11 protein-coding genes are annotated in these 14,140 nt (G+C 43.6%); 5 read left to right on the forward strand and 6 right to left on the reverse strand.

Features of this window, described 5'->3' with window-relative positions:
• The first annotated feature begins 642 nt into the window (after nt 1-642).
• The 5 genes from kaiC to QUB14_RS18390 are packed head-to-tail and all read left to right on the forward strand — an operon-like array spanning nt 643 to nt 6,773.
• Nucleotides 643-2,340, forward strand: a complete 1,698-nt coding sequence (gene kaiC / locus QUB14_RS18370) for a circadian clock protein KaiC (RefSeq protein WP_333218496.1) — start codon at nt 643-645, stop codon at nt 2,338-2,340.
• A 24-nt stretch (nt 2,341-2,364) separates the two neighbouring features.
• On the forward strand, nt 2,365-2,703 hold the full coding sequence (locus QUB14_RS18375) for a circadian clock KaiB family protein (RefSeq protein ID WP_333218497.1): 339 nt from the start codon (nt 2,365-2,367) through the stop codon (nt 2,701-2,703).
• A gap of 21 nt (nt 2,704-2,724) precedes the next feature.
• Nucleotides 2,725-3,117 carry a circadian clock KaiB family protein gene (locus QUB14_RS18380; protein WP_333218498.1) on the forward strand — a complete coding sequence of 131 codons (393 nt, stop codon included), beginning with the start codon at nt 2,725-2,727 and terminating at the stop codon, nt 3,115-3,117.
• Complete coding sequence (locus QUB14_RS18385; protein WP_333218499.1) at nt 3,092-5,797, forward strand: PAS domain S-box protein; 2,706 nt, start codon at nt 3,092-3,094, stop codon at nt 5,795-5,797. Before QUB14_RS18380 ends, QUB14_RS18385 begins: the two co-directional genes overlap by 26 nt.
• Nucleotides 5,769-6,773 carry an ADP-ribosylglycohydrolase family protein gene (locus tag QUB14_RS18390; protein WP_333218500.1) on the forward strand — a complete coding sequence of 335 codons (1,005 nt, stop codon included), beginning with the start codon at nt 5,769-5,771 and terminating at the stop codon, nt 6,771-6,773. The genes QUB14_RS18385 and QUB14_RS18390 overlap by 29 nt, the downstream gene beginning before the upstream one ends.
• Nucleotides 6,774-7,010: 237 nt before the next feature.
• Here the strand turns inward: QUB14_RS18390 and QUB14_RS18395 are convergent, their stop codons facing one another.
• The 6 genes from QUB14_RS18395 to QUB14_RS18420 all read right to left on the reverse strand — a co-directional run bounded on the left by QUB14_RS18395 (nt 7,011) and on the right by QUB14_RS18420 (nt 14,032).
• Complete coding sequence (locus QUB14_RS18395) at nt 7,011-8,420, reverse strand: cation:proton antiporter (protein ID WP_333218501.1); 1,410 nt, start codon at nt 8,418-8,420, stop codon at nt 7,011-7,013.
• A 140-nt stretch (nt 8,421-8,560) separates the two neighbouring features.
• On the reverse strand, nt 8,561-9,334 hold the full coding sequence (hisA, locus tag QUB14_RS18400; protein ID WP_333218502.1) for a 1-(5-phosphoribosyl)-5-[(5-phosphoribosylamino)methylideneamino]imidazole-4-carboxamide isomerase: 774 nt from the start codon (nt 9,332-9,334) through the stop codon (nt 8,561-8,563).
• Nucleotides 9,335-9,466: 132 nt separating this feature from the next.
• Nucleotides 9,467-10,144 (reverse strand): TIGR02117 family protein, encoded by a 678-nt coding sequence (locus QUB14_RS18405; protein ID WP_333218503.1) that lies wholly within the window; start codon nt 10,142-10,144, stop codon nt 9,467-9,469.
• A 14-nt stretch (nt 10,145-10,158) separates the two neighbouring features.
• Nucleotides 10,159-11,361 (reverse strand): glycoside hydrolase family 10 protein, encoded by a 1,203-nt coding sequence (locus tag QUB14_RS18410; protein WP_333218504.1) that lies wholly within the window; start codon nt 11,359-11,361, stop codon nt 10,159-10,161.
• Nucleotides 11,362-11,495: 134 nt separating this feature from the next.
• A complete protein-coding gene (locus tag QUB14_RS18415; protein WP_333218505.1) occupies nt 11,496-12,632 on the reverse strand; it encodes a serpin family protein in 1,137 nt (378 codons plus the stop codon).
• A 113-nt stretch (nt 12,633-12,745) separates the two neighbouring features.
• The gene (locus tag QUB14_RS18420) at nt 12,746-14,032 is read right to left on the reverse strand and encodes an amidohydrolase (RefSeq protein ID WP_333218506.1); all 1,287 of its coding nucleotides are present in this window, start codon (nt 14,030-14,032) and stop codon (nt 12,746-12,748) included.
• Nucleotides 14,033-14,140 lie beyond the last annotated feature (108 nt).

The following is a 14,140-nucleotide window of genomic DNA, read 5'->3' on the forward strand; positions in this document are numbered from 1 at the left end:
CGGAGTTTGTGCCTGTTGCTGCCTTCCGGGGTCATCTAAAGGTCAAACGCTTTGGTGGAAAGATCTAAAAGCTTAGTCAAAAATTTTGAGTTCCCGCTTGACCCTGCAAAGGCTAAGCTCAAGCTCAGTTTTATTAGGCTGATGCTTCAAAGACTAGCTACAGCATAAAAATATCTCAAATGGGTTCTATAGAAAGGCTATAAGTTGTTGTGCATTTAAATTGTAAATTTCCCTACCATATCAAAACTTGTCAAATCCTCTCCCTCTCCCTCTGTAATACCATAGACAATCTAGATGCACAACAGCTTATTGCCTGCCTTTTCTCAATTGCCACGATGGGGAGCATCTCATATTTGTAAAAACACTTCTTCTGGATCCTTCCTTCTTCCTCCTGCCTTCTGCCTCAAAACTTAGATTTATAGCTTGCTTGGCTGCAAAAGTGAGATCCTCCCCCACGATGTAATCCGCCACCTGCTTGCGATTCCATTAAGAAACGAAAAGCTATGGATACTAAAGTCAGAAAATGTGCTATTGTTAATCATATACAGGTAATCAAGACAATAGCACAGATTCCTAGAGTGTCACAGGTAGGATAGTTGTGCGCTTATGTAACTCCTATCAAAAAGGAAATTTTAATATTTTATGGATAAAATTCAAGATTTACAATTATCCAAATGCCCAACGGGAATTCAGGGACTCGATGAAATCACCGATGGAGGCTTGCCCCAAGGCAGACCAACTTTAATCTGCGGTTCTGCTGGTTGCGGCAAAACGTTATTTGGTGTGGAGTTTCTCGTGCGCGGAGCAACGCGGTACGGAGAACCAGGCGTTTTAGTCACCTTTGAAGAAACTGCGTCAGAAATTACCCAAAACGTCGCCTCTTTAGGGTGGAATTTAAATCAGTTAATTGCTGAAGGTAAAATATTAATCGATCATGTTTATATTGAACCCAGCGAAATTGAGGAAACAGGAGAATATGACCTAGAAGCCCTATTTCTTCGTCTAGGCTATGCGATCAAAAAAATTGGTGCTAAACGGGTACTTTTAGACACGATTGAAGTCTTGTTTGCTGGTTTAGCCAATGCCAACATTGTCCGAGCAGAAATACGCCGTTTATTTCATTGGTTAAAAGACGAAGGTGTGACAGCCGTGATCACAGGGGAGCGAGGAGATCACACCTTAACCCGTCAAGGTTTAGAAGAATACGTTTCGGATTGTGTGATCAAATTAGATCAAAAAACCTTGCAAGACATCGCCACAAGAACCCTTCAAGTTGTCAAATATCGCGGCTCTCGTCATAGTAATAATGAATATCCTTTTTTAATTGAAGAAAATGGCATTTCGGTCTTACCCATTACGTCCTTAACGTTAGATCATGCGGTTTCTAATGAGCGAATCTCAACGGGCATTTCCCAGCTTGATGAAATGTTTGGCGGGCAGGGCTACTATCGGGGTAGCAGTATTCTTGTCACAGGCAGGGCAGGAACGGGAAAAACAACACTGGCAGCTCATTTTGCCCAAGCAACCTGCCTGAGAGGCGAACGGTGTTTATATCTCGCCACAGAAGAATCCCCCCAACAAATTCTCCGCAATTTAAACTCGATTAGTCTTGATTTATCTCCCTATGTAGAGCAGGGATTATTGCAATTTGATGCGGTACGTCCCACTAACTACAATTTAGAAATGCGTTTGTTTAAAATCCATCGCTGGGTCAAAGAATTTCAACCAAGCACGATCATCATCGATCCGATGAGTAATCTCATTTTGAGTGGAAGCTTTATGCAAACAAAAAGCTTTTTTATGCGTTTGATTGACTATTTAAAGAGCCAACAAATAACCGTTTTTTTGACAGATTTAACGCCCGGTGATACTGACAGTGACCACGAACAGACAGAAATGGGTGTTTCCTCTCTGATGGATACTTGGTTAGAACTCCAAACGATCAAGGTCAATGGGGAGCGCAATCGGATTCTCTATGCCCTCAAATCTCGTGGTATGATGCACTCTAATCAAGTACGGGAATTTATCGTCACCAATGAAGGCGTAAAGTTGGTCGAGGTTTACTTGGGAGATGGCAAGGTATTAACAGGAACGGAAAGACTCAATCAAGAACTAAAGGAAAAATCTGCCTATCAAAAACGCAGACAGAATTTTGAACTCAAAAAACGGGAGTATGAACAAGAGAAAAAAATCGTACAAGCTCAGATAAATGCTCTACAAATGCAATTGCTCAATCGAGATGCGGAGTTAGATTTGCTGCTTGAAGAAGAACAAGAGGAAGAAAAAGCGGTGCTGGAGAATCGAACCTTTATGGGAAGATTACGTCATCTTAATCCCTGAAAATTATCTCTAAGGATAAAAAACATGACAGATAATTTAACAGATAATTTCTCACAGCCCACTAACACAAAAGAGTCACAGCTTTGGCAAATGCGGTTATATGTGGCGGGACATACACCTAAATCTCTGGTTGCTTTTGCCAATTTGAAGAAGATATGTGAGGAATATCTTCACGGTCAATATACCATTGAAATTATTGACTTAAGTCAACAACCGCAGCTAGCCATAGAAGATAGCATCGTTGCTCTACCGACTCTCGTTAGAAAATTGCCAGAACCGATTAAAAAGATTATTGGTGATTTATCAAATACTGAAAAAGTTCTGGTAGGACTGCAAATTCTTCGTCGAGTCGATGAACAATAACTCAAGATAGAGGAACTAACAATGATTGACTCCGAAGATGTTAAACCAACAACCACAGAACTTTTTGAACAGTCTCTGTCCCAATCAAAGGAAGAGCATTATACCCTACGTCTTTATATTTCAGGTACAACGATTCAATCGGTGACGGCGTTGCAAAATATCAAAAAGATTTGTGAGGAATATCTCCAAGGGCGTTATGAGTTAGAAGTTATTGATATTTATCAACAGACAGAAGCTGTTATTTCGGAGAACATTGTGGCTGTTCCCACCTTGATAAAAAAGTTACCTCTGCCCTTACAAATGATGATTGGCAATTTATCTAATAGAGAAAAAGTCTTAATTGGTCTTAATCTTGTGCCGAAAAAAAATATAAGTGGAGAGGAAAATAATGAAGGATTCTCTGACCCCTATTGAAAAAATGAGCCAAGAAGTCGAAACCCTACATCGGGAATTGGCAGAGGTGCAGGAACGCCTAAATGTAGCGGAAGAAACGTTGCAGGCGATTCGTTCTGGGGAAGTTGATGCTGTTGTTGTTTCTACGCAGCGAGGAGAGCGAGTTTTTACGATTCAGGGGGCAGATTATGTTTATCAGTGTTTAGTGGAACAAATGGGCGAAGGAGCGGCTACCGTATCTTCTGAAGGTTTAATTTTGTACTGTAATAAACGACTATCGGAACTCTTAAATTGTCCTTTAACAAATCTGATCGGCTCTCAATTAGAAACTTTTATTGCGCCCCAGGATAAAAAAGCATTTTTACTACTTTTGCAGCAGGTTCAGACTGAAAAAAGTCTGACTAGAGAATTATTGTTGATCACCGCAACGGAAAATAAGGAAGTCCCTGTTAAATTATCGTTTAAACAACTGCAGATAGATGAGATTTTAGTTAATAGTATTATTGTTACTGATATTACAGAATCTAAAATAAAAGAAGCTGCGAAACTCAGTCAGATTCTCAACAGCGCGATCGCCGTTATTAAAAACTTTCGTCTTTTGAAGGATGGTACTTTAGAGATTGATTCTTGGACAGGCGGAACTCAACAAGTTTTTGGCTATAGCTTAGAAGCAGTGCAAGCAGATTCTGCCTTATACATAGCGAATATATTGCCCGAAGATAGAGAAAAAACGCTCGCCTCATTTATCGAAAATATTCAAGCGGGGCGCTCTGGTATTATCGAATATCGGTTTTTGCATGGCGATCGCACCCTTCGATGGCTTGCCTCAAACTATGTTGCTGAATGGGATCAAGAACAAGATTGTTGGGTGGGCATAGAAATCATTACCGATATTACCCAACGTAAAGAAACAGAGCAAAAAATTGCGGAACAAGCAGCCTTAATTGATATTGCTAGTGATGCCATTTTTGTAAAGGATTTAGACGATCATATTTTATTTTGGAATAAAGGAGCTGAACGTTTATATGGTTGGGCAGAAGCCGAAGTTATAGGGCAGAAAACTCAAACCTTATTTAATCAACCGTGTAAACTAACTGAGCCGATCCAAATCACTACCCAGCAAGGCAGTTGGCAGGGGGAAATGGAGCAACTTACTAAAACAGGTAAGAATATAATCGTAGAAAGTCGTAAAACACTCATAAAGAATCAATTTTACCAATCCCGAGCTATCCTGGTTGTTAATAGTGATATTACTGAAAAAAAACAATTTGAAAAACAGTTTTATCATGCCCAGCGATTAGAGAGTTTAGGAACGTTAGCAAGTGGAATTGCACATGATTTAAATAACATTCTCACCCCGATTCTGGGAGCTAGTCAACTGCTTCCTCTCAAAATTACCAATATCAATGAACCGACACAAAGATTGTTAAGACTCCTTTCGGGTAGTGCTCAACGTGGGGCTGATTTGGTCAAGCAAATTCTTCTTTTTAGTCGATCAACGGATGGTGAATATGTAATATTACAACTAAGCAATTTGCTCCAAGAAGTGATCGGTGTTGTTCAACAAACATTTCCCAAATCAATAATTATTTCGACTAAAATTCCCGCAATGGAACTATGGACAATATCGGGTGATGCTACCCAGCTACACCAAGTATTTATGAATCTGATGATTAACGCTAGGGATGCCATGTCATCAGGAGGAAGTTTGACCATCTCTGCCGAAAATCGCCACTTGGATGAAGATGATGCCCTGATGAATTTGGAAACAAAAGCAGGCTGTTATGTGGCTGTGAGGGTTGCTGATACAGGAATGGGTATTCCGCCAGAATTGTTAAACCGAATTTTTGACCCCTTTTTCACTACCAAGGAATTGGGCAAAGGAACAGGGCTAGGATTATCAACAGTAATGGGGATTGTCAAAAATCATGGCGGTTTTATCAAGGTTTATAGCGAGTTGGGTAAGGGTACGGAATTTCAGGTTTTATTACCAGCTATAGAGGGAGAAGTGAGCCTCACAACCGTAGAAAAAGCAATGCATAGAGGTAACGGCGAGTTGATTTTAATTGTTGATGATGAAGCCTCTATTCGAGAGATCGCACAGACTTCTCTAGAAAACTATAACTACAGAACAATACTCGCTAGTGATGGGCTTGAAGCCCTCGCTGTCTATAGGGAACATCAACAGGAAATTAGTGTCGTTTTAATGGATATGATGATGCCAAACCTAGATGGTGTTTCGGCAATCCGCGCGTTGCAAAAAATTAATCCAGGGGTGAATATCATTGCGACTAGCGGACTCATGGCTAACAGAAAGCTGGCGTTAGATGCTAATGTCAAAATATTTTTGTTAAAACCTTACACGATCGCACAGTTATTACAAATGTTAACGGAGATACTGCAGCGAGACGAGAATCAAACAAATGGCATCCCGCCCCTTACCTCTGAAGAGTCTGCTTTGCTGCCGACGGTTGAATTGTCTAGAGAGGCTTTAGCAATCATGCCCCCGGAATGGTTACAGCAAATGTATGATGCGGCGTACTATTGCGATCAAGATCTCGTGCTGCAATTAATTGAACAAATACCTCCTTCTCAAGTGGCGATCGCGAATGCCCTCAAAGATTTAGCGCTGAGTTTTAAAACGGATATCATTAGGGAATTAACTGATTTATATGACAGTCCCGCGTCTGGAACAATTTAGAGGTTGTCTGATCGGTCAGTGTCTCGGCGACGCTATAGGCTGTAGAGTAGAAGGCTATCCTCCGGAAGTTTGCCAAAACTTTGTCAACTACGAAGTTAGACTTAAAAAAATCAAAGATCGCGATCGCTTCGGCTTGCCTTTTGGTCAATACACCGACGACTCCCAACTCGCCCGCGAACTCCTCCAAAGCTACGTCGCTTGTGGTGAATTCGACCCCAGCGACTACGCCACCCGTATTGCTGACATTTTCGCTCAACAGCGCATTGTCGGGCGGGGTCGAGCGACAGAAGAAGCTGCAAACCGCCTGATACGGGGGGTTGCTTGGCAAGAAGCTGGTACTCCTGCTCCCAATGCTGGTAATGGCAGTGCGATGAGGGCTGGACCGATCGGCTTAATATTCTACGATGACCCGTCCCAGCTTGTACAAGCTGCTTGCGATCAAGGGCGCATCACCCATCAAGATTCGCGGTGTTCTGCCGGTGCTGTGGCGATCGCCGGGGCTGTGGCGATCGCCCTTCAATCTGCAACTATTGAAACTGAGCCATTTCTCGGTCAACTGAGCGAATGGGTAGGAGAAGTCGATTCTTCCTTTGCCGCTTTGCTCAAAGATTTGATTGATTGGGTCAAATTGCCTCCAGAGTCAGCCGTAGAGTTGATTTCTAGAGCAGGACTCCCGTTAAACTACGAGGACTCTTGGCAAGGAATTTCCCCTTTTGTAGTTGGTAGCGTCTTGTGGAGTTTATATGCGTTTTTGAGAACGCCTCAAGATTACTGGGAAACTCTCTGCACTAGCATCGCCGTCGGTGGCGATGTGGATACCACCGCAGCAATGGCTTGTGCCATCAGCGGGGCATTTCTGGGCCTAGAAGCCATCCCGAATCAACTAGCGGAATTTTTGAACGATCGGGGTACCTGGCGTCTGGGCGAACTGATTAAACTCGCTGACAATTGTTATCAGTTGAAAGTCAAGTTGTAGCCGCTTCTCACAACTTAGGACTTATTATTACGGCTAAATAAATTTGGACGATCGACATTTGTTTCTAAATCAGTCGATCGTCCAGACTCAAATTCCCTCAATCATATCAAATCCGTTAGCATCGGAATAGTAAATTCGAGTTCACGGTTGACGGTTCACTGTTCACTGTTCACGGCGTCAACAGTCAACAGTCAACAGTCAACCGTCAACATCATTCCGGTGTAACCGGAAATGATATCAAACTATTTTCTCGCTAGAAAGTTCCCCGCTAGCAGGAGGCTCTACCGTATCCCCAAAGACAATCCGCAGAAAAGGCGGAGCCAAAAAAGTCGTCAGAATCACCATGATAATAATCGAGACTTCTAACGGTTTATCCAAAACCCCACTCGCCGAACCGATGGCGGCAAACACTAACCCGACTTCGCCCCGAGGAATCATCCCCACTCCGATCGCCAATCGATTGATTCCCGGCTGACCAAACACCACCCAGCCTGTTACGATCTTGCCAAAAATAGCAACCAAAATCAAAAAGACGGCAATCAAAAGTCCCGCCCGATTATCCGGTACTGTTGGGTTCAAAACCCCCAAATCCGCCCGAGCCCCCACCGTTACAAAGAAGATGGGCACAAATAAATCGGCGATGGGTTTCACCAGTTCATCCAACTCTAGGCGGGCATCGCTTTCATCCAACACCAAACCAGCCGCAAAGGCCCCCAAAATGGCTTCGAGATGAATTGCGTTGCCCAGAAAAGCCATGAAGAAAGCAAAGATAAATGCCGGGATGATAATATTGCCGCGAGTTTTGAGTTGACCCGCCACCGCCGAGAAAGTTTTGTCGAAGACACCACCCAAGAGAATCGAACCTAGCAGAAAGGCAGTTGCACTTACGATCAAATAGATGACATTAACAACATCAATCTCACCTGTTTTGGCTAAACTGGCGACAACAGCCAGGACAATAATTCCTAGCACATCATCAATCACCGCCGCACCGACAATAATTTGACCTTCTTTAGAGTTCAGTTGTCCTAATTCAGACAACACTTTAGAGGTAATTCCAATGCTGGTTGCGGTCAAAGCTGCCCCCGCAAAAATTGCTGGAATTGCTGCAGTGTGGAAAATTATTATTAAGCCAGCAGTACCGGCGGCAAAGGGAACTGCCACACCTACGCAGGCGACAACGGTAGCTTGAATTCCGACTTGCTTGAGTTGTTTGAGATCCGACTCTAAGCCAATTTCAAACAGCAGAATAATCACGCCTAATTCAGCCAGCACTGAAATGACTTCACTCTGCGATTCAAAGACACTTGTGAGGGCGGCAGGAGACAGATGATTGATCGATTGCAGAACTGTCATAATCCCTGAGTTGGATGCTGACAGCTCGCTTCCGGGAAAAACGATCAAGTGTAAAGCAGATACCCCAATAATCACCCCTGCTACAAGTTCACCCAAAACCGGTGGAAAATCGAAGTTTCTCGCTACTTCTGCGCCGATTTTACTGGCGATATAAATCACTACCAAACTGAGCAAAACTCCGCTGAGGACGATCGGCGAATTTTCGGCCTCGACTGTTGCTAATAAAGGTATGGGAGCAACTAGGGATGCCATCCCAGAACTTAAAGCTGTAATTGTATGGTTCAAAAACATGGGTACGGTGATGGTAAGAAAGATGATTCTATGCTGACTGTTGACTGTTGACTGATGACTAATGACTAATGACTAATGACTGTGAGTCGGAAAATTGATAACTGTTACATATTGGGTAGCCAGTTAACTCGACATGACTATCAAGCAAAGCTTGAAGAACCCAAATCTGGCGGTACATCCTGCCACCGCCCTTGTCCGACTGCTTGAATTGCTTCTTTTAGCAAGATATCGCCGGTATAAATTGCCCTACCGACGATCGCACTTTTGACACCAATTGATTCCAAAGCCAGCAAACTCAATAAATCTGCGATCGAACTAACGCCACCGGAAGCAATCACCGGAATCGAAATAGCATTAGCAATTTCGCGCAAAGATTCCAAATTCGGCCCTTCCATAGTACCGTCGCGGTGAATGTCGGTGTAAATAATTTCAGCCGCCCCTAACTCGGCCATTTTTTGCGCCAATTCTGTTGCTAAAACTTCCGAAGTTTCTAGCCAGCCTCTAGTCGCAACTCGACCATTTCTGGCATCAATGCCAACCAGAATTCGGCCGGGAAATTCGGCGCACAATTCGCCGACTAATTGCGGTTGTTCGACGGCGACAGTGCCGAGAATGACGCGCCGAACGCCTAAATTGAGGATAGCAGCAACAGAAGCGCGATCGCGCATTCCCCCACCTACTTGACAGGGAACGTCTACGGATCGGACGATCGCTTCAATGGCTGCTTGGTTGACTGGATGACCTGCTTTGGCGCCGTCGAGGTCTACTAAATGCAGCATGGTTGCGCCTTCATTTACCCACTCTCTGGCGACTTCGACCGGGTTGTCGTTAAAAGTTTGAGACTTCGCGTAGTCTCCCTGATACAATCTGACGCATTTTCCATCCAATAAGTCGATCGCTGGAATTACATTCATGATTTTTGCTCAAATTGCTAATTATACCAGTTAAAAAAAAGAATGCAACTTTAGGCAAGCTCCAAACCCATACCTAATCAGTCATTCCCAATTGTTTAATCTCAAATATAAAATGGTATTACCCGTTACCATTTATTTTTGACATTCGCAACCGCTATTTAAATGAAACATAATCGCTGAAGAAAGCGTAGACCATAAAGGAGTATTGACATCGGCTTTTCGCAAAGCTTCGGCTGTCCAGTCGTTGCAAGTTCTCAAAATAGAGTAACTGCCTTTGGCTTCATAAAAACTGTCGCTTTTGCCGTAGCCGTAGCTAATTTTAATTTTCTTACCTCCTGCGTCTAATAGGAATGTATCTTTAAGAAAATTTATTATTTTAAGATAATTCGCTCCACTAATTTTCACACATTTGGCTTCAATATTTTGGGGAGGAACCCGATAACCTTGAACGTGTACGGTAGACGGAGTAGGGAGAAATAGCGCCTTCAAAGCTGTAACTGGGTTGATGATTGCTGATGTGGAAGTTTCCAGCATAAAAGCTCTATCTCCCCAGCCAAAAGATAGATATTTATAATCAGAAGTGGCATGCGGCCCTATTTCTGTTAGCGGTAAAAATTGATTCCAGTCAAAATATTCATTTGTAACTGGAACAATGATTTCCGTGTGAATGCCTTGATTGGAAATGTATAGAGAGATTATGCAATCTGCTTGCGAGTAATTTCCCCACTTTCTGGGAGTGAGATAGCCAATTGTTAGGAAAGCGGTCAAAAATAAGATGACAATTCCTAAGCGCTGTATGCTTTTTCTCATTTTAGCCCTGGGTGTCAAATTCTGCCTTCGGATGGCGGGCGCTGCATCTTTGTGGGAAAGAATTCTTGCAAGGCATAATTGCGCTGTTCGGGGGTTTCGTTAGCCCAATTCGACAAACTTTCGTAGAAAAAGAACGACAGCCCAGCGAAATCTCTTTTTCGCACTTCTTGCACTTGTTCTTGAATTTGTTTGAGGGGGACGGAATTATTTTTAAGACCTGTTAAAATGCCGATCGCAGTTGGAATGTTAAGTTTAGCCAGTTTAACTTCTTCCCGTTCCAGTTCGGCACTAAAACGCTTGATATCGCTGCGATAAATTTGCAACACAATTTCTTGGATGTAGCCCCGTCTTTCCCAGGTAAACCAGTCCTGCAAGTGGGCGGGTAAAGAAAAGTGAAAAGGGTTCGGAGATAAGCTGACAATACATTTTTCTTTGCGGGATTTGATGGCGCGGGAAACTCTGCCCACGAAGTCGTTGATTTTGTCAGCGCGCCAGCGCACCCAGAAGGTTTCGCGGGCGTCGTCGGAGGGAGGGCTTTTGATTTGTTCCTGATACATTGACACTGTTAACGGCTCGTAGCCAAATTCTACTGGCAAGCCGAAATGGTCGTCAAATTGAATGCCATCTATATCATAATTATCGACAATTTCTAGGATTAAATCTAAGATAAATTGCTGGACTTCTGGATGAAAGGGATTCAGCCAAACTCGATCGTGTTTGCCTTCTTTCCAAATAGTTGAACCGTCGCGCCGATGCGCCAGCCAGTCGGGGTGAAGTGTGGCTAATTCCGATTCGGCGGGAGCCATGAAACCAAACTCAAACCAGGGGATTACTGCTATACCTTTTGGGCGGGATTGTGCTATAATTTCTTGAAGGATGTCTCGGTCTTTCAATCCGGGCGAGGGGTCGATCGACTGTCCGAATACTCGTTGGGCAGCAGCGCTGGGATAAAGCGTATAGCCTCCTTGCCAAACCGTGGGATAGATGGTATTGAAATTGAGTTTGTCCAGTCGATTTACAGCGTCAATGATGTTGTTGCGGGAGAACATAACCTCGCTGTCAATGTTCGTCAGCCAGACGCCGCGCAATTCCGTTGTTGGGGTTTGGGGGCGGGTTTGAGCTAACAGACGCGGGGATAATATGGCGGAGGAGGTAAAGGCGATCGCAAAAACAAGTATTAAAGCCAGTATCCGCTGCCATTTGTGCAGTTTAATCATTAATTTTTCGCAAATATGATTATTTTGAGACTGATATTCTACCGTATAATTAGCTTGTTAGGGTGCGCCAGCTAGGGTTATTTTATTAAAAGTCGATCGAACATTTCCTGACGCACCTACTATTTTTGATATTATTAGGGGTCAACGATGATACCCATAAATAATATTGTTCCTGTAGTATTGTCTCGAATAGCACAAAAGAATGGACGGTTTACATTCATTTCAAAAGCCGGCATAGATCTCGTCATCTCAATTACAGTCACGGCTGCTGCTTCTGTACCTTCTTCGTTAACTTCGACAAATGTTTTGTGTTTTACCGATTCTACTGCTACTTGGCTATCAGTCATCGGGGAAAAGTCTGTTTTCAATCCACCGAAAAATTCTGCCATTCCCAAAGCTATAAGTGTGTCTTTCAGTTGAACCTCATACTCCATTTTGAAGCGCGGTATTTCAATCATTCCACTTTTAACTCTAAATTCTTGCATCCATTTATTCCAGTTTTCGGGTGTTAATTGCTGCGAGAAAGTTGCCAAATTGGTATTGGAGTTTGGCAAGAAAATATACATACTCAGAGCGCCTTTTTTGCCGTAAGGTAAACTGACTGCTTGAAAAGTTTCTGTTTCGTAGCACCGATAAGAGCCCATCTGGGACATCATTGGATGCTGTTTGGAACTGCTGTCTGTTAAATAAAAAGTTTTGTTGGCAGTTTTAGATTGATCAAAGGGCGTTTCCCAGTTGCCTTTGAAATAGATGGCGTTAATCAAAAATAAAAGTGTATTAGGGTTGATTTTAGGGACTATTTTATCAATTTTTCCGTGAGTTTTTTCGCTCACCCAGTTGTTAATGATGCTGAGAGCTTCTTGCGGACTCTCAAAGTCTATTTCGGTAAGATTGGCTTGGTAGTATTGTTGATTTATTTGCAAAAATTCTGGTTTTAATGAGAAGCCTTGTTTGACAAAAAGCGCGTTGGCAATTGATACTTGAACCTTGGGGTCATCTTTTTGCAAACTCTTTTGCAAATTGTGATTGGCTGCGTTGATTGCTTTTGGACTCATTTTCGTTAATTCGAGAGCTTTTGTCATTTCTTGTTTAGTTTCTCCGCTGACTCCGTTGTATGTCATTGACAGTGCGAGGGCGACAGAAGTAGGGGAAATAAAGATATTTTTATTCGGTTGTTGTTTGCTTAGGGTGTTGAACAAGTTAAAACCAAATTTGGTATTAGCTGCAACAAGTCGGGCGTCTACATTTATCTGGTTGTTAGGGGATGTCATGGCTTGAGCTTCTGAGTGATTGGGATTTGGGAGGTTGATTGCGTTAATTTTTAGTAGCGGTGCTAATTATGTGATTCAACCGGACATGATATCATATTCTATTAGTTAATTTTTTAAGAGTAACCTTGCAGTTTCATCACTTGGCGGTAGTGCGCTTCAATCTCGCTCACCGTTTGCGATTGACGCTTGCTAGTCCACTCGCTGCGATCGAATAATTCCCGCCTCAAAGCATCAACATCGATCGTTTTTACCTTACCTTCGGCGACAATTTGTTGGCCATTTACCCAAACGCTGTCTACCGCATTAGTCGGGCGGCCCAATATTAGCAAGCCAATCGGATCGGTGCGCGGCAGCAATGATAAACTGGTTAAATCATACAGCACAAAATCTGCTTTTTTACCGACTGTCAGCGAACCCATTTCATCGGCGAGATTCAAGCCTTTTGCTCCTCCCAGGGATGCCATTTCTACAGACTGGCGCGGTGTAAGCCATTGGCGGTAATCCAAATCCGTGATATTGTGCAAAATCGAACCAATTTTAATTGCTTCCAGCAAATCTTGAGAGTCATTGCTAGCAGCGCCGTCGCAGCCGAAAGATACGTTTACTCCCGCTTGACGGTATTTCAAAATTGGTGCAATTCCGCTTCCCAAGCGCAAGTTGCTGAGGGGATTGTGTACGACTGTCGCTCCAGTTTCTGCCATAATCGCAATGTCAGAATCGTCCAGCCAAACGCAGTGCGCTAAGGAAGTTCGCGGACTCAAATAACCAATTTTTTGCAGGTGTTCGACAGCGCTACAGCCGTATTTTTCGTGAGCTAGTTGTTTTTGAGCGGGGGTTTCCAAGAGGTGGGCGTGCCGACAAAGATTGTAGCGATCGCTCAATTGGATGCAGCCTTCAAACAAAGCATCGGAACACAGTTGAATTCCCGTCGGCGCCAACAACATATTAACACCTTTTTCGGGATTGTGAAACTGTTTTATGACTGTTTCCATTAATTCCAAAGTGGCCTTAGTCGAGCGAATGTAAGCCGCGTGTTCGATGCCGCTATCGCCAGAAGGCATTCCCGCTGTAAGGGATTGATCTTGAATTAACGGCCCGATAAAAGCGCGGATACCGATTTCTTGATAAGCGCGAACTGCGGCGGCGATTGTCTCTAATTCTTGCCCCGGAATCAAAACTAAATGATCGACTACGCTTGTACCGCCCGACAGCAATGTTTCTACCGCAGTTCCCAAGGCGCTCAAGTAAACTTGTTCGGGTTCTAGAGGCGTAAAATCGTACAATTCGGCAATCCACAACTCTAGGGGCAAAGGGGGAATAATGCCCCGCTGCCACATTTCTGAAGAGTGAGTGTGCGCGTTGACAAAACCGGGCAGCAGCAGCTTATTTTTGCCGTTAATAACTGTTTCACCCCCCCTATCCCCCCCTTGGTAAGGCTATGCCTTACTCACATCTTTCTTAACAAAGGCGCTCCGGCCCCGCCCGGAGCGACCTCCGGGCGATGGCTC

This window comes from Microcoleus sp. B3-D2 (genome assembly GCF_036705345.1).
Classification (GTDB): domain Bacteria; phylum Cyanobacteriota; class Cyanobacteriia; order Cyanobacteriales; family Microcoleaceae; genus Microcoleus.